The organism is Nostoc parmelioides FACHB-3921, assembly GCF_014696625.1.
Classification (GTDB): Bacteria; Cyanobacteriota; Cyanobacteriia; order Cyanobacteriales; family Nostocaceae; genus Trichormus; species Trichormus parmelioides.
Window position 1 is genome coordinate 1 of sequence record NZ_JACJQL010000019.1, and the last position, 21561, is coordinate 21561.

The 21561-nt window shown below is 41.8% G+C and carries 22 protein-coding genes, 1 tRNA gene and 1 pseudogene; 6 read left to right on the forward strand and 18 right to left on the reverse strand.

The window, feature by feature from the left end; genetic code table 11:
- Nucleotides 1–292 precede the first annotated feature (292 nt).
- Nucleotides 293–1933, reverse strand: a complete 1641-nt coding sequence (locus tag H6G14_RS14535) for an adenylate/guanylate cyclase domain-containing protein (protein ID WP_190568086.1) — start codon at nt 1931–1933, stop codon at nt 293–295.
- Between the two features lie 450 nt (nt 1934–2383).
- On the opposite strand from H6G14_RS14535, the gene H6G14_RS14540 reads away from it, so the two are divergent.
- Complete coding sequence (locus H6G14_RS14540) at nt 2384–3868, forward strand: VanZ family protein (protein ID WP_190568087.1); 1485 nt, start codon at nt 2384–2386, stop codon at nt 3866–3868.
- Between the two features lie 59 nt (nt 3869–3927).
- Here H6G14_RS14540 and ylqF read toward each other — a convergent pair whose 3' ends face one another.
- The 5 genes from ylqF to rpsO all read right to left on the reverse strand — a co-directional run bounded on the left by ylqF (nt 3928) and on the right by rpsO (nt 7477).
- Nucleotides 3928–4809, reverse strand: coding sequence for a ribosome biogenesis GTPase YlqF (gene ylqF, locus H6G14_RS14545; RefSeq protein WP_190568088.1), 882 nt, complete (start codon nt 4807–4809; stop codon nt 3928–3930).
- Between the two features lie 91 nt (nt 4810–4900).
- The gene (locus tag H6G14_RS14550) at nt 4901–5284 is read right to left on the reverse strand and encodes a VOC family protein (RefSeq protein ID WP_190568166.1); all 384 of its coding nucleotides are present in this window, start codon (nt 5282–5284) and stop codon (nt 4901–4903) included.
- A 118-nt stretch (nt 5285–5402) separates the two neighbouring features.
- On the reverse strand, nt 5403–6461 hold the full coding sequence (gene aroF, locus H6G14_RS14555) for a 3-deoxy-7-phosphoheptulonate synthase (RefSeq protein ID WP_190568089.1): 1059 nt from the start codon (nt 6459–6461) through the stop codon (nt 5403–5405).
- A gap of 263 nt (nt 6462–6724) precedes the next feature.
- On the reverse strand, nt 6725–7195 hold the full coding sequence (locus tag H6G14_RS14560; protein WP_190568090.1) for a PAM68 family protein: 471 nt from the start codon (nt 7193–7195) through the stop codon (nt 6725–6727).
- Nucleotides 7196–7207: 12 nt separating this feature from the next.
- The gene (gene rpsO, locus H6G14_RS14565; protein WP_010994923.1) at nt 7208–7477 is read right to left on the reverse strand and encodes a 30S ribosomal protein S15; all 270 of its coding nucleotides are present in this window, start codon (nt 7475–7477) and stop codon (nt 7208–7210) included.
- Between the two features lie 249 nt (nt 7478–7726).
- Between rpsO and H6G14_RS14570 the strand changes: the two genes are divergently transcribed.
- From H6G14_RS14570 to H6G14_RS14580, 3 genes are all read left to right on the forward strand, one after another.
- Nucleotides 7727–8269, forward strand: a complete 543-nt coding sequence (locus H6G14_RS14570; RefSeq protein WP_190568091.1) for a universal stress protein — start codon at nt 7727–7729, stop codon at nt 8267–8269.
- A 76-nt stretch (nt 8270–8345) separates the two neighbouring features.
- Nucleotides 8346–8840 (forward strand): bidirectional hydrogenase complex protein HoxE, encoded by a 495-nt coding sequence (gene hoxE / locus H6G14_RS14575; RefSeq protein WP_190568092.1) that lies wholly within the window; start codon nt 8346–8348, stop codon nt 8838–8840.
- 127 nt (nt 8841–8967) lie between these two features.
- Nucleotides 8968–10602: a NuoF family protein gene (locus H6G14_RS14580; RefSeq protein WP_190568093.1), complete on the forward strand. Its 1635-nt coding sequence runs from the start codon at nt 8968–8970 to the stop codon at nt 10600–10602.
- Nucleotides 10603–10671: 69 nt separating this feature from the next.
- On the opposite strand, the pseudogene H6G14_RS34220 reads toward H6G14_RS14580, so the two are convergent.
- From H6G14_RS34220 to H6G14_RS14610, 7 genes and pseudogenes are all read right to left on the reverse strand, one after another.
- Nucleotides 10672–10803 (reverse strand): annotated as a pseudogene (locus H6G14_RS34220) (type II toxin-antitoxin system VapC family toxin); the annotation flags it as partial.
- Nucleotides 10804–10870: 67 nt separating this feature from the next.
- Entirely contained in the window at nt 10871–11059 is a 189-nt protein-coding gene (rpsU, locus tag H6G14_RS14585) for a 30S ribosomal protein S21 (RefSeq protein ID WP_010994916.1), read from the reverse strand.
- Nucleotides 11060–11189: 130 nt separating this feature from the next.
- A complete protein-coding gene (locus H6G14_RS14590; RefSeq protein ID WP_010994915.1) occupies nt 11190–11498 on the reverse strand; it encodes an RNA recognition motif domain-containing protein in 309 nt (102 codons plus the stop codon).
- Nucleotides 11499–11707: 209 nt separating this feature from the next.
- Complete coding sequence (locus H6G14_RS14595; protein WP_190568167.1) at nt 11708–13234, reverse strand: slipin family protein; 1527 nt, start codon at nt 13232–13234, stop codon at nt 11708–11710.
- Between the two features lie 48 nt (nt 13235–13282).
- The gene (locus tag H6G14_RS14600; RefSeq protein ID WP_190568094.1) at nt 13283–13864 is read right to left on the reverse strand and encodes a YdeI/OmpD-associated family protein; all 582 of its coding nucleotides are present in this window, start codon (nt 13862–13864) and stop codon (nt 13283–13285) included.
- A gap of 398 nt (nt 13865–14262) precedes the next feature.
- Nucleotides 14263–14336 (reverse strand) — tRNA-Tyr (locus H6G14_RS14605).
- 208 nt (nt 14337–14544) lie between these two features.
- Nucleotides 14545–15471, reverse strand: a complete 927-nt coding sequence (locus H6G14_RS14610; RefSeq protein WP_190568095.1) for a carbohydrate ABC transporter permease — start codon at nt 15469–15471, stop codon at nt 14545–14547.
- A gap of 201 nt (nt 15472–15672) precedes the next feature.
- On the opposite strand from H6G14_RS14610, the gene trxB reads away from it, so the two are divergent.
- Together trxB and H6G14_RS14620 are read left to right on the forward strand one after the other, a co-directional pair.
- Nucleotides 15673–17043 (forward strand): thioredoxin-disulfide reductase, encoded by a 1371-nt coding sequence (gene trxB, locus H6G14_RS14615; protein ID WP_190568096.1) that lies wholly within the window; start codon nt 15673–15675, stop codon nt 17041–17043.
- 77 nt (nt 17044–17120) lie between these two features.
- Nucleotides 17121–17759 carry an acetoacetate decarboxylase family protein gene (locus H6G14_RS14620; protein ID WP_190568097.1) on the forward strand — a complete coding sequence of 213 codons (639 nt, stop codon included), beginning with the start codon at nt 17121–17123 and terminating at the stop codon, nt 17757–17759.
- A 60-nt stretch (nt 17760–17819) separates the two neighbouring features.
- Here the strand turns inward: H6G14_RS14620 and ureG are convergent, their stop codons facing one another.
- From ureG to H6G14_RS14645, 5 genes are all read right to left on the reverse strand, one after another.
- Nucleotides 17820–18422, reverse strand: a complete 603-nt coding sequence (gene ureG / locus H6G14_RS14625; protein WP_010994909.1) for an urease accessory protein UreG — start codon at nt 18420–18422, stop codon at nt 17820–17822.
- Between the two features lie 59 nt (nt 18423–18481).
- A complete protein-coding gene (locus H6G14_RS14630) occupies nt 18482–19171 on the reverse strand; it encodes an urease accessory protein UreF (RefSeq protein WP_190568098.1) in 690 nt (229 codons plus the stop codon).
- The gene (ureE, locus tag H6G14_RS14635) at nt 19149–19592 is read right to left on the reverse strand and encodes an urease accessory protein UreE (RefSeq protein ID WP_190568099.1); all 444 of its coding nucleotides are present in this window, start codon (nt 19590–19592) and stop codon (nt 19149–19151) included. The genes H6G14_RS14630 and ureE overlap by 23 nt, the downstream gene beginning before the upstream one ends.
- 290 nt (nt 19593–19882) lie before the next feature.
- A complete protein-coding gene (locus H6G14_RS14640) occupies nt 19883–20506 on the reverse strand; it encodes a 4Fe-4S single cluster domain-containing protein (RefSeq protein ID WP_190568100.1) in 624 nt (207 codons plus the stop codon).
- Between the two features lie 98 nt (nt 20507–20604).
- Nucleotides 20605–21417, reverse strand: coding sequence for a radical SAM protein (locus tag H6G14_RS14645; RefSeq protein WP_190568101.1), 813 nt, complete (start codon nt 21415–21417; stop codon nt 20605–20607).
- Between the last annotated feature and the right edge of the window lie 144 nt (nt 21418–21561).

A 21561-nucleotide genomic window follows, 5' to 3' on the forward strand; every position in this document is an offset into this window, starting at 1 on the left:
TTATTGCAGACGTTCTGGTAAGCCGAGGCTTGAGCCGGATGATTGGTAACAATCTTGTCCGGTTCTTAGGGGAGGAGGATACGGCGACGTATGCCTCCTTACCCGACGGCATGGCATAAATCAGGAAAGTGCCTAAAAATAGTTCTTCTATCGCATTTTAAACGCCTAGCTACCTCTTCCATTGATGGTGCAGGATACTCATCACTCTCAAGTACTGCTTCTAAGTTTTGTTTTACTTTATCAGCATCAAAACGTTTGATAGCTAATCTACGGCTGGAATCCCACGCTATAACTAATGATTAATAATGGTTGTGACGTGTTGTAGCTTTGTTTGATACACCTTGACTAATCTATCAATTCCTTTAAAACGATAATCTCCCATTTTTTGAAAATCATAACGTTGTGAAAGTAATTCATAAGTGGCTTCACTAATGACGCATTCGCTAGGTGGACAAACTGCTTCCATACGTGCAGCCAAATTAATTGTTCCGCCTAAGGCTGTGTACTCTACCCTTTGAGAACTACCAACATCGCCGACAACGGCTTTACCACTGTTAATGGCTATACGTAACTGTAGCGGTTCTTGCCAGAAACCGTTGGCGTTGAGATGTTCCATCCGAATGAGCATAGCTTTCGCCGCAGCAGTGGCGCGATCGGCGTGGTCTGCTTGGGGTTCGGGCGCGCCAAAAAATGCCATGATACAATCACCGATATATTTATCTAAAGTGCCGCCACAGGCAAACACTTCTTGCAACATCTCTTCAAATAAGTTATTTAATAATTGAGCGATCGCTGTTGGTGTTAATCTTTCGGAAATGGCTGTAAATCCCACTAAATCAGCAAACAAAATACTGATTTCGCTTTCCGCCGGCGGTAAGCGACCATCTGGTAAACCACCAATAGAAATCAACTGTTGGACGACGGCCGGAGAATGATAACGTTCTAGGCGATGGCGAATGACTTCTTCTGTTTTCAGTTTCTCTGCTAATAACCAACGCTGGACGCTAGAAGCCACAAGATTTGCCAAAGCGGAAAAAAAGCTCAGTTCTTCTTCGCCATCTCTTTCCCAGTGATAAGAAGATAAATGAGCATCAGCATAAAGCACGCCTACAACTTTATTTTCATCCCATAACGGTACAGCCATCGCGCTACGAATGCCTTTGAGTAAAATGCTGTGTTCACTAGAAAACCGCTCATCTTTGTGAGTGTCGGCAGTTTGGATGACGATTTTTTCTTCAAATACCTTTTGACAGATACTACGACTAATCCAACTAGCATCAGCTAATAAATATTGCTGTTGAGTTTTACTTCGAGTACCAGCATTGACTAACTCTAGATGACCGCAACCATTGACATCAATTAATAATGCTAAACGGTCAATACTACCGAGGTAACGAAATACAACCTGTTGCACCTGAAAAAAGATTTCCTCAATGGATGCAGCTGCACACAGATTTTTGGCAATGTCTACTAAGTCCTTAAGCCGGGCAATTGTTTTATTCTTATTGCTGATGTCACCATCATCACTATCAGCTTCTATCCATTGCTGTTGTAGTTGCTTGGCACTGCGAAAAATGGTTCTCTGTTCGCCAACATCAGAAATTTGTACTGCCTTAATCGGAACGACTGACACAGGCGTTTGCAACATAACGACTAAACTCACATTCCCCAACCAAATGACATCACCATGCTGCAACTGTCGTGGATGGCTCACTATGCTTTGATTAACTTGTGTTCCGTTTTTACTACCCAAATCCTCAATTATCCATTTACCATCGGCTTTTTTTACCAATTGAGCGTGCTTACGAGAAACACCAGCGAATGGTAAGTATAAATTACATTCCGGCAACCGACCAATTGTGAACACATTTCGATTCACGGTAACAGTTGTTTCCGTATCTCCTTGTTGTAGGCGTAAAGTCAGTTCAGTCATGGGTGTAATATATGTATCCTGACAGATGGGAACACAAAGTTGTCTAAGGCAAAGAATAGAAGGATCGTCTTTACCTTTTCTTTATGGCATTCTTAATGAAGATCGACAACTATATGTAGTAAATATTACGCATTTATTATATTAAAAACTTTTTAATGTTCTGTGAGGGGCAACTCAGAGAAATTACTTAATTTTCTCTAAATGTCACTTGTATATGTACAGAAAATAATCTCATTTTGTCTTGGGTTATACAATGTTTATCACTAACCAAAATAAAATCCACAATTTAAGTATCAGCAAGGGTCTTTATTTTTAATTTATAATATCTTTATAGGAAAAATATATTTACTTAAGCATAATATTATTTGAGCAAATAATATTGGAGTGGTGTCAGCATTATCTAGATTTAGATACTGAGTATTCACCAGTAGTTATTAACAGTTATTCCTTATGGTGAGAAGCCAACAAAATCCACAGAAATATAATTGTCTATTTTTCTTTATTAGCATTTTTATTGTATTAATAGCTACTCTTTACCCTTTTAATTTTTCAAAATTAGTAAAATTTTCAATTCCTGAACTTATTGCCAGCTTTAATAATTCAAGCTCTTTTCAAGACCAGGTTAATAATATTTTATTATTTTTACCTGTGGGTTGGAGTTTCGGGAATTTATGCCAAAAGTCGATAAGAAAAATTACATTACAAATTCTTTTTGTAATTTTGATCAGCTTTGGCTTGTCATTAACGGTTGAGTTTCTCCAGATATTCTTACCTTCTAGAAGTCCTACACCTGCTGATTTATTGAATAATAGTTTAGGTGGATTATTTGGTTTTATTGCTTTCTATATCTGGAATGCAAAAAGTTTCGGTAGTACGGTAGAAAAACTAGAATCAAGTAGAGTAAGTAAATCATCTAAACTAATTATTTGCTTTTTCTGTGGATATTTGGTTTTGATATTGTTTATCTCCCTACTCTGGCAAAGTACAACTAATTTAAGTAATTGGGACAGTAATTATTACTTAAGTGTTGGTAATGAAATTACAGGTAATAAAGCATGGGCAGGATATGTATCGGAAATCTCTGTCGTTGATATAGCTATATCAAAAAATGAGGCATCACAAGCTTTAACTGATGCCAATTACTTTCATAAACTCGGTAATTCTTTAGTAGCTCACTATGAACTGAATGGTGAATGTTGCTATCAAGACCAAACAGGAAATCAGTCAGAACTATTGTGGCAAGGAAGGTCTGACAGTACACCAAAAAGCCAAGGTGCATTTTTAGATGCTCATCATTGGTTGAAAACATCTGCTCCTGTCAGTCATCTTAGTCAAAGAATGAGTCAGACATCGGAGTTTACTATTAGTACAGCGATCGCTACTTCCAATGTAAATCAGAAAGGCCCAGCACGGATTATCTCTGTTTCTGGCGGTTCTCAACGCCGCAATTGGACGCTAGGACAGCAGGGAAATAGTCTAGACTTCCGTTTACGTACACCGCTTACGGGAGAAAATGGCACAGAATTGAAACTAAATATACCTAATTTCTTTACAGACACTTATCTTCATCATCTTGTTATTACCTATTCCAGAGGTAATATCCAAGTATATGTAGATAAGCCAGAACATTTTCACTCTTTTAACTTGCTGGATTTAATACCCAAAGAGCAGCGAATTTTCTATTATGCACTCACCTTCATGCCTTTAGGAATAGGTTTAGGAATAATCACTTTCCTAGCTAGAAAGAGACTAATATTTTATAGAATTTTATTTTATAGTGGAATCTTGATACCTTCTTTGATGTTAGAAGGTATTTTAGTTAGTGAAAGTGGCAAAGATTTCAGTATTAAACACTTACTGCTGGGTATCTCTTTTACAGCAGTGACTATGATATTTTTGAGAATCCGGGCAGCTAGATTAAAAATGATCAGTTAGTGGTCAGTCAAACTATTTGGGAATTCACAAAAGGTCAGCAGTGGTTTAATTCCTGCGATTTACATTGGTGGTAACTCTAAAGGTAAAGTTCCTAATAAGCCTTTGCGATAGTCAGTTAATAAGTGCCTTGCCGTTCTTTCCACGTCCCCCTTGTGGCGATATTCTGCTAAAGCGTGTAAATATCCTTCTCCTGTGTGGGGTGTGGGGTCGAGTTCGTACCGTGCGTATAGGGGTGATTTTGGTAATAACTCACCGGCTTGTTCTTGGAGGGAGTTGACTAGATCAATCAAGGCCGCAGCTACTAGCTGATTGTCGTAAGATGCTTGACCAATATCATCACAAATTGCTAGTTTCACTGCTGCTTCTTGATTACCCAATTTGACTGGGATAACTCCAGGAGCATCCAACAGTTCCAACTGGTCAGAAATTCGCACCCAGCGTAGTTGACGTGTTACCCCAGGACGAGCAGCACTTTCTACAACGCGTTTTCCTAATAAACGGTTGATTAAGGCTGATTTACCAACGTTAGGAAAGCCGATAACCACTGCACGCACTGCGCGAGGTAGCATTCCTCTATCGCGTCTTCTTTGATTCAGTTCTACCCCTGCAGCTTGGGCTGCTTTTGCCACACCAACTACACCTTGACCATGTTGGGCATTGGTACAATAAGGAACTTCACCGCGATTTTGGAAATAATCTATCCACAGCGATCGCACCTGTGGAGGTATCATATCTAATCGGTTTAAAACCAAAATTCGCGCCTTATTTCCCACCCACTCATCTATTTGTGGATGATGAGTAGCCAAAGGAATTCGCGCATCTCTAACCTCAAATACCACATCTACCCGCGATAGCTGTTCTTTAAGATTCTTTTCCGCTTTGGCAATATGCCCCGGATACCATTGAATTAGATTTAATTTGTAGTTATCAGTTAAGCCCATAATTTGAGAGAGTAGGGAGTATTAATTTTGAATTTTGTTGGCGCAGCCTTCCCGAAGGGTATTTTGAATTTTGAATTTATTACCCTGCTTCCTAATTATTAGCTGTGATGGCTTGATGTAAAATCAGACGGTTGCCATCTGGGTCGTAAGCGTAAATTTCTCTACCGTGGGAGGCGATCGCAATTTCTCCTGGTGGGGGATAACCTAAATCGGTGATATGTGCGATCGCTACTTCTAAATTACTGACTTCTAAACACAAACTCACCTTACTTTTAGTTGAATTTTGAAATTCTGACTCGTGAATCTGTTTAGGTTGAAAAATACCTAATCGCATTCCAGCGACATGAAACTCGGCATATACATTAGGTATGGAAGTTATTGGTTGTTGTTCTAAGAAGTTAGTGTAAAAGGTTACCAATTTATTGATATTGAGTGTTGCGAGAGTGATTAGTGCATCTGTGTAATGGAAACCCATAATTATTGATGAATATAGCGTCTGCCATTGAGTCACTAGAGGATAAATTGTCAAAGGAGTATCGATCATGCTCAATACTCCTGTTGATTTTCGCACTTTTATTAACTTATTAATCAGTTTATGCAGTTACAACTGCTGGTTGCGGCCAGCGTCCTACAGCTTTACCAATAACGGCTAATTCCTGCATTAAGCGATCGAAATGTTCTGGTGTGAGGGATTGCGGCCCGTCGGATAGAGCTTTTTTAGGATTGGGGTGTACTTCAATCATCAAAGAATCAGTACCAGCTGCGATCGCTGCCATTGCCATTGATGGTACATACTCAGCCCAACCCGTACCATGACTGGGATCAATCATAATTGGTAGGTGAGTTAATTTCCTCAATACTGGAACTACCGACAAATCTAAAGTGTTACGTGTATATTGACGGTCAAAAGTACGAATACCTCGTTCGCATAAAATTACATTAGGGTTGCCTGCTGCTAGAACGTACTCGGCTGCCATCAACCAATCTTCGATAGTAGCTGCCATCCCTCGCTTCAGTAATACTGGTTTTGGTTGCGCCCCTACTTTTTTCAGTAGGGAGAAATTCTGCATATTTCTTGCACCTACCTGAATGACATCAGCCACTTCTGCAATAATATCCAGTTCCGACGCATCCATCACTTCGGTGATAATACCCAAGCCGCTAACATCTCGCGCCTTTGCCAACAATTCCAAAGCGCTTTCGCCATGACCTTGAAAAGCGTAAGGTGAAGTACGGGGCTTGTATGCACCACCGCGTAAAAACTTAGCGCCGGCTGCCTTGACACGTTGCGCCGTCTCAATAATCATTTCCTCATTTTCGACGGAGCAGGGGCCAGCAACCACCACCAAGGCTTGGTTTTCACCAAATACGACTGAACCATCTGGAGTATTAACCACTACTTCTGAGGCTTCACCGTGACGATATTGGCGGCTAGCACGTTTATAAGGCAGTTCTACCCGTAAAACTTGCTCAATCCAAGGGCTAACTTCTTGAATTTGTAAGGGGTCTAAGTCGGCGGTTTCACCTACTAAGCCAATTACTACTTTGTGTTTGCCGATAATTTTTTCTGGTGTCAGCCCCCAACCAGTTAATTCATCATTAATCCGGTTGATTTCCACTTCTGGGGAACCGACTTTCATGACTACTATCATATAAAAATCCCTATTTATATAGTGATCAGTTCTCAGTCACCTTGGTTCTTATATATTAATTGGTGACTTCCTTAACGATTTAAATATAGGTTTAATAAATATAAAAAACACAAGCGCTCAGTGCTTTTGTGACTGTTTATTGGGTTTATTTGATGATTATTAATTTTTACTTAGTAATGTTGAAGTTATTCAAGTGTAAACTTCAACATCGACTCCAAAACTTACCCAACAAGACAGTTATCTGAACACTTGAGCGCCGTTTTTCACACCTTTTTTTGCCGCGTTTCGCGCCAACCTTCTACCATTCGTCCCCAGTTGGTGCCAAATTCACCTAAACCTAAGAGACTACCAGCCCTTTCTTCATCCCAAGAGGCAGACAGAACACCATAGGTGATCCCCAAAACCCCCAAACCAAAAAATCCCATATTCACCAATAAAACAGCGATGGGAGCTAGTTGGATATCAGAATAAATGGCCAGCAGGTAACTAGCAACTAAAGTAGTGATACCCAAAGCTGTTGGTATACCGCAGAATGCCGCTACACGGCGGATCATCCTTTGGCTTACCACTTGGGGAATTGCCATCTCTTCTTTAGTGTAAGGTCGTTGCTTTTTGTCCTGCTTGTCGGCTTCTTTTAGCTGTACTGTTGGCTTACTGGGAGCTTTTGCAGGTTTTTGGCGCTTTGTTTTTGGTTCAAAAGGCAAACGACCGCGTTCAGATTCTTCAGCAGGCATAAAGAGTATTCCTTATCCACGAATACCAAGACGACCAATCAAAGCCTGATATTTTTCCCGACTTTCTTGTTGCAAGTAAGCTAGAAGGCGCTTGCGATGACCAATCAGTTTTAGCAATCCCCGACGAGAAGAATGGTCTTTTTTATTGGCTTGTAGATGCTCGCTGAGACGGTTAATCCGTTCAGTCAGCATAGCGATTTGGACATCGGTAGAACCGGTGTCAGTTCCGTGAACTTGGTAGTTATTAATTATTTCTTGTTTGCGCTGTTGCGTCAGAGCCATGATTGATTCAATTTATATTCATTCTAAATGTATGCAGCAGTCTCCCATCATATCACAGCCCTTAATTTGTGTGGTGTTTTGCCGAAATATAGGGACTAAGGGTTGAGGGTACTCTGGTTCGTCAAGCATTTGGCATGGTTTCCCCTCACAAGTTCCTCAAATTATTTTCCTATAAACAATAGATATAAGGTCAAAACTTGAGTTATGAGTGCTGAGTAAAAAATTACTTCTCACGCCTCAGAGGTAAATATGTTAAAAAAAATTTTAGTTGCATTGGATCGCTCCGACATAGGGCAGCAAGTTTTTGAACAAGCGCTGGTTTTAGCAAAAGCAACACAAGCAAAATTATTATTGCTGCACGTCCTATCGCCAGAAGAAGAAGGTAGTCCGCATATACCGATGGTTTCTGGTTATGACTACTATCCTGGTTTAAGCGGTCAAAGTTTTGAGATATATCAAAAACAATGGGACACCTTTAAAAATGAAGGTGTGCGGATGTTACAAACTCTGTGTGCCAAAGCAAATGCCCAAGGAATTTCCACTGAATTTTCCCAAACCCTGGGCAATCCTGGCCGCACCATCTGTAAATTAGCAACTAATTGGGATGCCGATTTAATTGTGATGGGACATCGGGGCTTATCCGGGGTCAAAGAATTATTTCTTGGTAGTGTCAGTAACTACGTCCTGCACCATACCCCTTGTTCAGTTCATATAGTGCATGATTTAGGCAGGGTTAAGGATACACAACCAGTACAGGATTCAACTCAAGAACCCCAGGTATTACCTGCATAGTTAGAAATAGGGGTGTAGGGATTGAAAACCCTCACACCCTCACACCCTCACACCCAGTAACGACCTCCAATTCCCTATGAATACTACAACACCACCTCATCCCCATCCCAGTGGTGACAAACGCTTGAAGATGCTAGATGCAGCTATCAAGCGTCACCAGTATCAGCAAGACGCTTTAATTGAAATTCTTCACAAAGCCCAAGAACTGTTTGGTTACTTAGAAAACGACTTATTGCTTTACATAGCCCATAGCTTGAAGCTACCACCTAGTCGAGTGTATGGGGTAGCAACTTTCTATCATTTGTTTTCTCTAGCGCCCCAGGGAGTCCATAGTTGTGTGGTGTGTACAGGTACGGCTTGTTATGTGAAAGGCGCACAAGCAATTTTGACAGATTTAGAAAAATCTACTCGCATTCATGCTGGGGAAACTACTGCCGATGGTCAATTATCACTGCTGACGGCGCGGTGTTTGGGTGCTTGTGGGATTGCTCCGGCTGTGGTGTTTGATGGCAAAGTCTCAGGTAATCAAACTCCGGAATCAGTGAATGAGCGCGTGCAAGGATGGCTATAAACAATTAAAAATTCAAAATACCCTACGGGAAGGCTGCGCCAACAAAATTCAAAATTAAGAAAGCCTGGTTTTATTTGAGTTTTTAGGTTGATATTTGTTGCCTTGTTTTGGAGAGTTGAGAGAAAACATGGAACTGACTGAATTACTAGATATTGGCAGACAAGAACGCTCTCAACAGAAACCAGTGCAGATTCGTTGCTGTACGGCTGCTGGTTGTCTGTCTGCTAATTCGCAAGGGGTTAAACAACAATTAGAACAGGCGGTGAAAGCTGAAGGTTTGGAGTCCGAGGTGCAAGTCACTGGTGTTGGCTGTATGCGCTTGTGTTGTCAGGGGCCGTTGGTGGAGGTGGCGGAGAGTGGGGAAAAAAGAACAAAACAAAGGCTTTACGGGAAGGTTACGCCTGAAGATGCGTCAGCAATTATTGGTGTTTTGAGGGGGAAAGAGTCACAATTGTCAGTTGTTGACTTAGAACAGCCATTTTTTACTTATCAAACGCCAATTGTTTTAGAGAACAGTGGCAAAATTGACCCGGAAAGGATTCAAGCTTATATTGCGGCTCAGGGTTATCAGGCGCTTTACCAAGTGTTGCGGGAGATGACACCGGCGGGAGTTGTAGACAGCATTAGCCGTAGTGGTTTGCGGGGGCGTGGTGGTGCTGGTTATCCTACAGGGTTGAAATGGGCGACGGTGGCTAAGGCGAAGGGAGAGCGCAAATTTGTCATCTGTAACGCGGATGAGGGAGATCCAGGGGCTTTCATGGATAGGAGTGTGTTGGAAAGTGATCCCCATCGGGTGTTGGAAGGAATGGCGATCGCTGCCTATGCTGTCGGTGCTAGTCAAGGTTATATTTATGTTCGGGCAGAATATCCCATTGCTATCAAACGTCTGCAAACTGCTATTCATCAAGCCCAAAGGCTCGGTTTGTTAGGTAGTAATATTTTTGATTCCCCCTTTGATTTTAAAATCGATATCCGCATCGGTGCGGGAGCCTATGTATGCGGCGAAGAAACAGCCTTGATGGCTTCCATTGAGGGTAAACGTGGTGTTCCTCATCCCCGCCCCCCTTACCCGGCTGAGTCTGGTTTATGGGGTTATCCGACTTTAATTAATAACGTCGAAACATTCGCCAATATTGCCCCCATCATTCGTAAAGGTGCGGACTGGTTTGCTAGTATTGGCACTGCTAAAAGTAAGGGGACGAAGGTTTTTGCTCTGGCTGGTAAGATTCGCAATACTGGCTTAATTGAAGTGCCAATGGGTACTTCTTTACGGCAAATAGTGGCAGAAATGGGCGGCGGTATTCCCGATGGTGGTGTTGCCAAAGCCGTGCAAACAGGCGGCCCTTCTGGGGGTTGTATTCCAGCTTCTGCCTTTGATACTCCTGTAGACTATGAATCCTTGACTAACCTGGGTTCCATGATGGGTTCTGGTGGAATGATTGTTATGGATGACACCACCAACATGGTAGATGTTGCCCGATTTTTTATGGAATTTTGTATGGATGAATCCTGTGGTAAATGTATTCCCTGCCGGGTGGGGACGGTACAACTACATGGACTATTAACCAAGATTAGTGAAGGTAAGGCTTTAGTTACTGACTTAGAACTATTAGAAGAACTGTGCGATATGGTAAAAAATACTAGCTTGTGTGGTCTTGGTCAGTCTGCACCTAATCCCGTATTTAGTACATTACGTTACTTCCGCGATGAATATTTGGCATTGATAGCTCTAGGATCTGTTTCTCTAAATTCAACAGATTAATTAGACATCGCACTCCTCAAAACTACCAAAAAGCGATCGCACTTCCCAACATTACACACGCTATCGCACTCAGCAAATTGTTTTGATGTGTGGATAGTTGAGAATTTTTTGATCGCAGGTCATGAGTTCTATATTGCGGCGGTAGGCGATCGCAACAATAATACGATCAGCTGGGTCTTTGTGGAAGTCGCCAGGTAATTGTGCTAAATCGCCAAAAGAAAACCCCCATAGTGCTTATGAGGGTTTTGTTTTGTCCCTATGTCATCTTTTAGGTACGGAAACGTCTTTTGCTCTGTTTGTGCAAGGCGAGTTTTTTGCGCTTGCTTTTTTCAATAGGCGTTTCAAAGTGACGGTGCTTCCTCATGTCTTGGAAAATTCCCGCTTTGGAAACTTCTCGCTTGAATCGGCGTAAGGCTGACTCAATGTGTTCATTCTCACCCACTACTATTTGGGTCATTATCTCTCCTGCTAAATTAGCTTAATTAATGGCTCATAATGGTAAGCCGTTCAGTTGACTCAAGTTTAAAAAAAAGGCGTACTCTTTGTCTAATCTGAAAATCGGCTACAAAAATTTCAGCTTTAAAAGCTTAGTAGCGGTTGCGTCCACCGCCTCCACCGTATCCTCCCCGATTACCACCAGAAGGACCTCGGTCTTCTCTGGGCTTGGCTTTGTTAACTTTTAGGTCACGTCCCATCCATTCAGCACCATCAAGAGCTTCGATAGCGGCTGCTTCTTCAGCTTCACTTCCCATTTCCACAAAACCAAAGCCCCGTGGTTGTCCTGTTTCGCGGTCAGTAGGTAGTTGAACACGCTTTACAGTACCGTATTCTGCAAAAACGGCACTTAAGGTGTCTTGGGTAACTTCGTAAGAGAGGTTGCCTACATAAATTGACATCGATGGTCTCCAAAATTGTTACTGTCTAGAGATGTAAATTTCGGAGAAAAGCCTGTAAATACTAAAAGGGAAAAGCCCGTCAATACTAAAAACAAAGATACTCACCGAATTAACTCTCCTTTTCTAGGATGACATAGAAGCCAATTCTCTGCATCTATAATTTAGATGATTAATTACATAAGATCGGCCAATTGCCGAAGATAGGGCTTTTAATTCCGATTAATCCGAATCAATTCCGTTAAAATGCTGTCTAAACTGCCATTGACTTGGATTTTCTCAATCTTCTCGGCAATTCGCTCTAACACCTCCAATTCTTTTAAACGCAAGGCTACGGGGTTATCTTCCATGACCTTGGCAGTATTCAACATACTGCGAGTGGCGGCTGTTTCTTCACGACGACGAATTACGTTGGCTTGGGCAGCTTTCTCTGCTTCCACAACTTTGCTTAAGATTGTTTTAATTTCACCAGGAAGAATAATATCTTTCACCCCAACAGAATCTACTTCGATTCCATAATCGGCAGTTTTCTGACGAATGTATTCAAAAATGCTTCTATCAATTGCGCCTTTATCCTCCAACAAAGCATCCAAGCTTTTCTCACCTACAGCTCCACGTAAAGCAAACTGCAATTCCTTATATAAGTAGTTGATGATATCAGATAAGCCGTTTTTGGCTCTCAAGGGGTCGAGAATGCGATAGCCAGCAGTTAAGTTCAAGCGTAAGGGTACTTTATCCTTGGAGAGGATATCTTGCCCGGATACTTCCAATGTTTGTTGACGTAGGTCAAAAACTTCCGTTTGCCAAGAACGTCCAAACAACCACCATGCGTGCTTCCCTGAGGGTAGTTGTGTCTGAAACTCTTGATTGATGTATAGCAAGCCAATGTGTTGTGGTGGTACTTCGCAAAGGTGTAAGTAATTGTGGCTCAAGGCTACAACCTCTCGTGAACCAGACACTAACTCACCAATAAGGGAGGTTGGCAATTTAGCATCGCTGCTGATGTCAATTACTTCTACTTCCACGCCTTGCCAGAATAGCTTGCGGCTAGTTGGTGGTAGGATGGCAATGACTTTACCTTGATAACGAGCGATCGCTACTTGTTGACTTTGTAACTGTACCGTTTCGCAATAAGTAGCCACAAAATCAGGGTGTCGCTCAATCAATATTTCTTCTAAGGGAAAGTCTGGATTGGGGATAAGACGACTGATAGTCCGCACCGAAACATCTCGATCAACCGACCAAAAAGCGTACTCTCCGGTAGAGAGCGATCGCACAAAGTTGTTCTGCACATACAGCAAACCAAGCTCATACTCAGAAATTGGGAACTTCTTAATTCCACTCAAAATAATTCCCCGTAGTTGCTGTACAAACTCAGCAGGTAATTCCAAATTTGTTTCCAAATTGAAAAAATGAGCTTGTACCTCAATAAAACCGCGCCAAAACACCCGCAATTGATTAGGTAAAACACTAAGCCACGTTTGCCCACACCTGACTAAAGCAGCTTGATTAAATGCTGTCCTGACTATTAGTAAATGTTCCTGTAATTCTGCACCATGATTTCGGAGCAATAATTCCAAGTTCTCAATCTTAGCTTCAGGTTGATTGAGGTCATAAGTTTTAACTTGCCAATGCCTACCAAAATAAATATAAGTCCCAGGTTGTAAGATTTTCTTGAAATCACTGCGATTATATAAAATACCGATTTCGTTAGGTTTAATATAAAAATATTTCCACATATCAATTTGCATAAAAAATTCAGATGATTTGATTCAATTTCAAGGCATTTATAACTTAGTAATTTTGTTTTGTAATGCTAAATTTATAGTTTCCTCAATTCGCTTCAGCCTTGTTTCCGGACGTTTAGCGCTGGCAAGCCGTAAAAGAATATTTTTCTTAGATGAGTTACTTAATCCTAAAAAATATGTACTAGCTGTTTCATTAGCTGCTAAGGCTTGTTGTAAGTCATCGGGAATAATTAATGCTTCTATGTCATCTAACGTAGTCCATGAACCATCTTGTTTTGCAGCAGTAATTTTCGCTAAACCAGCCTCAGTCATCAAACCTTGCTCACTCAGTTCTTGGATATATTGTTTATTTAATTTCGACCATACACTTTTCTGTTTTCGGGGAGTAAATATCTGCATATAACGTTCTTCATCCAAGGATTTAACTTTACTGTCAATCCAACCAAAACATAAGGCTTCCTTGACTGCCTCATTATATTTAATACTTGGTTTGCCACTTTTGACTTTGTAATAAATTAGCCATATTCCAATTGATGTTTGATAGTTTTTCTCCAACCATTTCCGCCATTCTTGGCGATCGCTGGCTTGGAATGTTTGTAATTGATTATCAAAGTTTGACATAGCAGTAACTTATGAATGAAGAAGTCGATATCCTATCAAACCTACTTATATTACATATACTACATTATATTTTAAAACTCTGCAAATGTAGGTGTTTACAGTTCAGTTGCGGGCGAATATGTCTCCAAAACTGGATTAAGATTACTGCTACTTGCGTCTAGAGTACCCAAGGGTTATCTAGAAATAGACAACAGCATCAAATATGTCGTTCAGTTTGCCTAAATAGGAAACCGAAGGAACATACTCAAGTTAGAGAGAGAACATCCGCTCTAGCTCCTTCACTGCTACTACTGAACATCACCAGGTGATGACCAACAGTAAACCTACATTACAGAGTTTTTCTAAAGTTAAATGGGCTACTTTTGCAGAGTAGTGTCTTTTGACCCTGACAGGGTGGGGAGAAAGTATAGGAATCGAACCTACAACATATCGATTTACAGTCGATCGCTTCTACCAATGAAGCTCACTTTCGGTGTGTTTGATGTAGCATAAGCTTTATCGGCTCTGCCACTGACCTTATCAAACGGTGCAAAACAGTAACTTATTACTTTGCGGTATACGCTCAATCCAAAGGTTGGCGCACCAGTTGGGTATACAGAACCCAAACCATAGCTCGGCAAATGTATTACTATCTTGTAACCCAATGTAGCATAGGAAAATTTGAGGCGGTAGTCTAAGTATTAAACTAGACCGTCTCCCCCTGGTGGACTAATAACCAAGCGCAAAACTGACAAAGCTAAAATTATCAAAAATAGTACGAGTCCAATGGTGCAGGCGTAGCTGATTTCTAAATTACTGAAGGCTTGCTCATAGAGATAATAAACAATGGTTTTCGAGCTATTAAGCGGCCCGCCTTGAGTCATGATGTAAACTTCCTCAAATACCTTAGTAGCAGAAATCGCAGAAATTACTGCTACTAGTGCTAAATAAGGTTTCATTAAAGGGATGGTAATATCCCAATGTTTACTAATACCATCTGAGCCATCAATGGCGGCGGCTTCATACACATCTGCGGGAATTGATTGCAACCCAGCTAGATAAATCACCATGTAATAGCCTAGTCCTTTCCATATCGTCACAGCCATAACGCTGGCTAAGGAAATTGGCACAATCCCGAAAATTTTAGCGGAAGTTGTGAGCCAGGGAATTCCTTCTGGGAAAAGACCGATTGTTTTGAGCAACTGATTAAGTAAGCCATTTTCGGCGTATAGCCATTTCCACGCGATACCTGCAACCACCATAGAAATTACTACTGGTGTGTAGTATGCGGCTCTAAACCAATTAATTCCTCGTAGTTTTTGATTAACTAAGATTGCCAACCCTAGAGGCGCAATCACCAAAATCGGCACTACAGCGACAAGATAAAGAAATGTATTTTCTAAAGTTTTCCAGAAAACAGCATCTTTCCACAACCGGAGAAAGTTTTTAAAACCTATCCACTGCGGTGGTTGGCTTAAGTCTTCGTAGCTAGTAAAACTCAGGTAAAAGGCTTGCAACGCTGGCCAAAAGACGGTTAACCCCAACAGAATCAAAGCAGGTAGCAAGAACAGATAGGGAGTCATCCGCCCTTTGATGAGTATCCAATCTTTAACCGTCAATTGATTCATAAAAGCGTTTTATCTATGCTATCTACCAAAGCTAATTAATATTACACGAACAGTTGCCACTAATTTCGCAGGAGACGGGCGAAAAGCCAATAGCTATCTTGAAGTGGCTCAAGCTAGTAGATGTTTTCTTGTCATTCCCCTTGCCGATCTGATATGTTATGCTATATTAAACGTAGTCGTTATGAGTTCGCTATAAATATTATGTCTAACCCAACTGTAGAAAACTTAGTCATTATTGGTTCTGGGCCAGCAGGGTACACGGCTGCTATCTATGCGGCGAGAGCTAACCTAAAACCCGTTGTGTTTGAAGGTTTTCAAGCTGGGGGTTTGCCTGGTGGGCAGCTCATGACCACAACTGAAGTAGAGAACTTTCCAGGGTTTCCCCAAGGAATTACCGGGCCGGATTTAATGGATAGGATGAAGGCTCAAGCAGAACGCTGGGGGGCTGAGTTATATACTGAAGATGTTATATCAGTTGATTTGAGCCAACGTCCATTTACTGTGCGCTCAGAGGAAAGAGAATTTAAGGCACACACTATTATTATTGCTACTGGTGCAACTGCCAAGCGTTTAGGTTTACCTAGTGAGCATCAATTCTGGAGTCGGGGGATTTCCGCTTGTGCAATCTGTGATGGTGCAACCCCAATTTTCCACGGTGCAGAATTAGCCGTGATTGGTGCTGGTGACTCGGCGGCGGAAGAGTCCATATATCTCACCAAGTACGGCTCGAAGGTTAATTTATTGGTGCGTTCTGAAAAGATGCGGGCTTCTAAAGCCATGCAAGACCGGGTTTTGAGTAACCCCAAAATCCAAGTGCATTGGAACACAGAAGTTGTCGATGTGTTTGGTAATGGTTTCATGGAAGGGGTGAAAGTCCGCAACAACCAGACTGGGGAAGAAACCACAGTACACGCCAAGGGTTTATTCTACGCTATTGGTCACAAGCCCAACACTTCTTTATTTCAGGGACAACTAGAACTGGATGAAGTTGGTTATGTTGTCACCAAACATGGTTCGCCTGAAACCAGTGTAGAGGGTGTGTTTGCGGCGGGTGACGTACAAGACCATGAGTATCGTCAAGCAATTACGGCGGCTGGTAGTGGTTGTGCGGCGGCGTTGTTAGCGGAACGGTGGTTGTCATCGAATGCGTTGATTCAAGAGTTCCATCAAGAAGCAACAATCAATAATGAGTTAGAAACTCAGCCAGTAGCGCAAAAAACCGAAGCGGAACAAGAAGCGGGATTTGAATTGAGCGCAACTCGCCATGCTGGTGGTTATGCTTTACGGAAATTATTCCATGAAAGCGATCGCCTACTCATTGTCAAATATGTCTCCCCTGGTTGTGGCCCTTGTCATACCCTCAAGCCCATCTTAAATAAAGTAGTCGATGAATTTGACAGCAAAATCCACTTTGTGGAAATTGACATCGACCAAGACCGGGATATTGCCGAAAATGCTGGCGTAACTGGTACACCAACTGTCCAGTTCTTTAAGGATAAAGAATTGGTGAAAGAAGTTAAAGGTGTCAAGCAAAAGAGTGAATATCGCCTGTTGATTGAAGCTAATCTTTAGGAAATGGGGAATGGGTACAATTATTTCTAGTGCTTAGTACCCAATACCCATCATCCTTTTACGTGGTGAATCAAGCTATGCCATATCCACTAGCACCTTGGACACTTAAAGGTTATGCTATCGAAACTTTGCATTTGGTGAATATTGACCAAGTGCGCTCACTAATTCCTACTGGGTTAAACCTGTTCTCTGTATGGCCAGGTAAAACCATCGCCACAGTATATCTATCATCTTACGGTTCTGGCTCAGTGCTGGAGTATAGCGAGTTAATTGTAGCTTTAGCTGTGGTGGCTGATAAGGGAAAAATCGGTGGTTGGATTTCTCATATATATGTAGATAATGCTGACTCTGTAGCTGGCGGTCGAGAAATTTGGGGATTACCAAAGGAATTTGCCGAATTTACTTGGCAGGAAAAATCCGTTACAGTCCATCAGGGAAACCAACAATTGTGTACTCTGAATTACGACCAACAAAGTTTGGCATGGCGGCAAAAGTTAGCTGTACCGGGTTTTAGTAGGCTGGCTAACGATTTACTGACATTTACTGCTAAATTTGAAGCTTTAGTTGGTTTTATAGGCTCTAGTTTGGATGTTCCTACTACAAGCCCTTTTTCTAGTATGGGCTTAGGTAATCCTTTTTTAACCGTGCGTTCTGAGCAGATGACTTTACAGGTGGACGCACCGAAAGTGCTGGGAGTAGGGAGTGGTAAATGTTAGAAATTGGGGCAGAAGGAAGGGGGGAAATATTTGAGTAAGTTCCCCTGCTTCTGCTTACCTCTACACAGGACAGATGTGATTACAAACAAATTCAATTACATCGTTGAGTCCTTGTTGAGTTTTTAAATTAGTAAAAATAAAGGGTTTATCGCCGCGCATTTTTTTTGCGTCTCTTTCCATGACGCTTAAATCTGCGCCAACGTATGGGGCTAGGTCAGTTTTATTAATTACTAATAAGTCAGATTTGGTAATTCCTGGCCCACCTTTGCGGGGGATTTTATCACCGGCTGCTACATCAATTACGTAAATTGTTAAATCTACTAACTCAGGGCTAAAGGTAGCAGCTAAATTATCTCCACCGCTTTCTAAAAAGACTAAATCTAAATCGGTGAAACGCTGTTCTAGCTGTTCAATTGCTGCCAAATTCATGGAAGCATCTTCTCGAATTGCTGTGTGTGGACAACCGCCTGTCTCTACGCCTAAAATGCGATCGCTTGTCAAAGCTTGCGAACGTACTAAAAACTGGGCATCTTCTTGAGTATATATATCATTTGTCACCACTGCCAGCTTATAGCGATCGCGCAATGCTTTACACAAAGCATCAACTAAAGCCGTCTTCCCCGAACCTACCGGGCCTGCTACCCCAACACGAAAAGCGTTCATAAGTCAATAGTCAACTGTTAACTGTTCACTGTTCACTGTTAACTGTTCACTGTCAACCGTCAACTCCTAAACAATCTTGTATATTGGGTTTCGTGCTGCATACTGGCTAAAGATAAACCCCAACTACAACAACTGAGTTCATCATCTTTTAACGACATAATTTCCACTGTTGCATGACTAATTAACGGTTGCAACTGGAGTAATAATTCTTGTCCTGCTGTTTGTCCGAGGGGGATGAGTTTGACACCAGCCGTAATTAAATTAGTTGCCCAACTATGCAGATATGCTAGTAAGGCGGCTTGAATATTAATTTGCCAATGTGCAGACGCAATTCCAAAAGCGATCGCATAATTACAAGGATTACCTACAGCATTGGCTAAAGGTAGAATTTCTGGTTGTATTTTACCAAGTAACTGCATGAGCGATCGCCCCATTTGCCAGCTAGAATTGCGTAATTCTTGGGTTTCCCTCGCCGCAGATAACCACAGATTCCAATAGCGTAGAGTTTCCATATCATCCATTGTGGCAGCTTGATAGGCTCTCACCATCACCGCAGCTTCTAGACGAATCGCCCCATAACTGAGTTCAGCCTCTAACCATTGTTGCAGAGTTGATTGACTAGCAATTGTCCCATTTTCTACGAGTGTTTCTAATCCTTCCGAATAGCTATAGGCTCCCACAGGTAAAGCGGAACTAGCTAGTTGCAAGATATGTAAAAAATGCTGATCAGTGAGGGTGATGGTGTCCATAAGCGCCCAATTCTGGCTGAAAGGGGAGAATTTCTGCGGTAATTTCTAACCCCATGTGTTCCAACATTGTCTGCAAAACGGTATCAGGCGATAAGCGTAAATAAGTCGGGGTAATCTCTACAGGTACATGACGATTACCTAAATGATAGGCTGCTCGCATTAATAAAAGTTGAGTTTGAGCAACCACCGTTAATACTGGTTCTGGTTTAGCCGCAATTCTGATTAAATTGCCATTGGTTTCATCTTGGAGGATATCCCCATCCTGCAAAACTGTACCTCTAGGTAAACGCAAAAACACAACCTGACCATCTTCTGTCTCAAAGCGGTGACGACTACGACAGCGTTCTTCTGCTGTGAGAGGCAAAGTTAGAGTGACTGCTATATCAGGATTGGGTGCTACAAGTTGCGTCAAAGTCAACATTATTTAGTCATTAGTCAATGGTTATTAGTCATTAGTTTAGGACTTACGCACGGAAGTTGGAAATTTTGATTCCCCTTTAAAAGATCATTGCCCAGATGTCTCACCAACTCTTACAACCTTAGTCCAGAGTCTGTAGGGGCGAGTTCACAGATATGCTCGAATCATTCATGAGTATTTTGCTCAACCCGCCCCTACTGTTGGTGAGAAATGCGGGATTAGAGCATTTGAGTGGGTCAGTTTTGTATTCAACAGCCAACAGTCAACTGTTAACAGTTAACAGCCAACCATTTTCAAGTTAATTCCAACCAACCTTGATAACCAGTAACAATGCGGTTTCCATCTTTGAGAATGTGAACTTCTATTTGATCACTAGCCCAGGTAACTTTATCTACAAAGGCGGGATTAAAAACATGAACTTTTTGATTTTTGGAAGAAACTGGGGAATCGGGAGAATTAATGGCTAAAGACTCCACAAATGGCCCATCAATTAAAATATCGAGTTGTTCTAATAATGCTTGAGAACCAGGGGGAGCAGATTCAGATTGTAGTTGTTTCAGGGTGAAGCCTGTAAAAGACATGACACTTAAACCAGCAGCTTTCAGTTTACGAGCTAATTCCGCCAATGCTGTTGCTTGATGAAAAGGTTCTCCACCAGAAAATGTCACACCTTGATTTTGCGGTTTGCTCAAAATTTGCTCGACAAGAGAATCTACAGAAACTAGTTGGTTGATTTCAAATGTCCATGAATCAGGATTAAAACATCCTGGACATTCACGGGGACAACCTTGTACCCAAACTACTGCACGACAGCCAGGGCCATTTACCTCTGACTCATCAATGTAACCCATAATGTTGAGATAGCCAGGGGGAATTTCTGGAAGTGTAATTGGTGGGTTGGTTGACTGAGTTTCCATCTGTTTCTCCTTGGAAGCGTTAGTTGTTAACTAGTTGAACGACGCAGAAATATTGTTGGTGGTGGGTGTAAGGGAAAGACAGATTTACCCCCACACCCCTAGTTTATCGGGGCGCAACGTACAGGAATTTTTGTGGCATAGTGGATTGTGTCAGCCAGTGGCTTGAGGATATTCGCACTGAGACATTTAAGTTGACGTATACTATCTGAGATAGATTCAATTGCATCATTTCCCCTAGCATCTAATTGTCGAACTAAAACACGGGGACGAGTAGGAACGTTAAGTTGAATTTCTTGAGGGTTGACACGTTCTATTTTTTGGATGTAAATCTCTATCATTTCTGTTGTCCACGGAGACAACACCATCGTTTGAATAGCGAGATTCCCTTGATATTCCTCTCGAAACTGCTCAATACCTGCAAGGATGTGTGGTAGATTAATTGTCGCTACAGGTTGATTGATGCGCTGCAATTGATTTGACGAAATAGCATCTAATTTAACAGCCACAATATCTGCTGATTGCAAAGCATGACGGACTTTAATGTCACTCAGCAAGGTACTGTTGGTCAAGACTACTGTTGGTCGTTGTGTTACCTGTTTTGCGATCGCCAAAATTTCCTCTAGGTTTAGTGCTAAAGTAGGTTCGCCACTGCCACTGAGGGTGACGACATCTACCTGGTCATAAGGTGCAAGTGCTTGCAAATCCTCCCATAATTGGCTTGTAGGTACGAAAATTTGACGCTGACTGGTATGTGCTTGAATTTGCCCTAACTGACAGTAGACGCAGTTAAACGAGCAGGTAGACACAACCCCAATGGGATCGATACCAAGAGAATTTCCAAATCGCCAAGATTTGACAGGCCCATACACAGAGGAACAACTAAAATTTTTGGGGGATTGCATAGCACTCATATTTGTTCTATCACCGTAATGGCGATCGCCTAAGAGTCATTAGCAAAAATTTATAGCCATAACATGAGGAACTTGTGAGGCTGGTCGTACAAAGCAGCAGTTAAAAGTTCTTGTTCTTTCTCTTGTCTCCATACTCACCAGTCT

Bases quoted from the DNA above. Each gene is read 5' to 3' on its own strand.
- H6G14_RS14535 (WP_190568086.1), bottom strand. From the start codon at position 1,933: ATGACTGAACTGACTTTACGCCTACAACAAGGAGATACGGAAACAACT.
- H6G14_RS14540 (WP_190568087.1), top strand. From the start codon at position 2,384: ATGGTGAGAAGCCAACAAAATCCACAGAAATATAATTGTCTATTTTTC.
- ylqF (WP_190568088.1), bottom strand. From the start codon at position 4,809: ATGGGCTTAACTGATAACTACAAATTAAATCTAATTCAATGGTATCCG.
- H6G14_RS14550 (WP_190568166.1), bottom strand. From the start codon at position 5,284: ATGGGTTTCCATTACACAGATGCACTAATCACTCTCGCAACACTCAAT.
- aroF (WP_190568089.1), bottom strand. From the start codon at position 6,461: ATGATAGTAGTCATGAAAGTCGGTTCCCCAGAAGTGGAAATCAACCGG.
- H6G14_RS14560 (WP_190568090.1), bottom strand. From the start codon at position 7,195: ATGCCTGCTGAAGAATCTGAACGCGGTCGTTTGCCTTTTGAACCAAAA.
- rpsO (WP_010994923.1), bottom strand. From the start codon at position 7,477: ATGGCTCTGACGCAACAGCGCAAACAAGAAATAATTAATAACTACCAA.
- H6G14_RS14570 (WP_190568091.1), top strand. From the start codon at position 7,727: ATGTTAAAAAAAATTTTAGTTGCATTGGATCGCTCCGACATAGGGCAG.
- hoxE (WP_190568092.1), top strand. From the start codon at position 8,346: ATGAATACTACAACACCACCTCATCCCCATCCCAGTGGTGACAAACGC.
- H6G14_RS14580 (WP_190568093.1), top strand. From the start codon at position 8,968: ATGGAACTGACTGAATTACTAGATATTGGCAGACAAGAACGCTCTCAA.
- rpsU (WP_010994916.1), bottom strand. From the start codon at position 11,059: ATGACCCAAATAGTAGTGGGTGAGAATGAACACATTGAGTCAGCCTTA.
- H6G14_RS14590 (WP_010994915.1), bottom strand. From the start codon at position 11,498: ATGTCAATTTATGTAGGCAACCTCTCTTACGAAGTTACCCAAGACACC.
- H6G14_RS14595 (WP_190568167.1), bottom strand. From the start codon at position 13,234: ATGTGGAAATATTTTTATATTAAACCTAACGAAATCGGTATTTTATAT.
- H6G14_RS14600 (WP_190568094.1), bottom strand. From the start codon at position 13,864: ATGTCAAACTTTGATAATCAATTACAAACATTCCAAGCCAGCGATCGC.
- H6G14_RS14610 (WP_190568095.1), bottom strand. From the start codon at position 15,471: ATGAATCAATTGACGGTTAAAGATTGGATACTCATCAAAGGGCGGATG.
- trxB (WP_190568096.1), top strand. From the start codon at position 15,673: ATGTCTAACCCAACTGTAGAAAACTTAGTCATTATTGGTTCTGGGCCA.
- H6G14_RS14620 (WP_190568097.1), top strand. From the start codon at position 17,121: ATGCCATATCCACTAGCACCTTGGACACTTAAAGGTTATGCTATCGAA.
- ureG (WP_010994909.1), bottom strand. From the start codon at position 18,422: ATGAACGCTTTTCGTGTTGGGGTAGCAGGCCCGGTAGGTTCGGGGAAG.
- H6G14_RS14630 (WP_190568098.1), bottom strand. From the start codon at position 19,171: ATGGACACCATCACCCTCACTGATCAGCATTTTTTACATATCTTGCAA.
- ureE (WP_190568099.1), bottom strand. From the start codon at position 19,592: ATGTTGACTTTGACGCAACTTGTAGCACCCAATCCTGATATAGCAGTC.
- H6G14_RS14640 (WP_190568100.1), bottom strand. From the start codon at position 20,506: ATGGAAACTCAGTCAACCAACCCACCAATTACACTTCCAGAAATTCCC.
- H6G14_RS14645 (WP_190568101.1), bottom strand. From the start codon at position 21,417: ATGAGTGCTATGCAATCCCCCAAAAATTTTAGTTGTTCCTCTGTGTAT.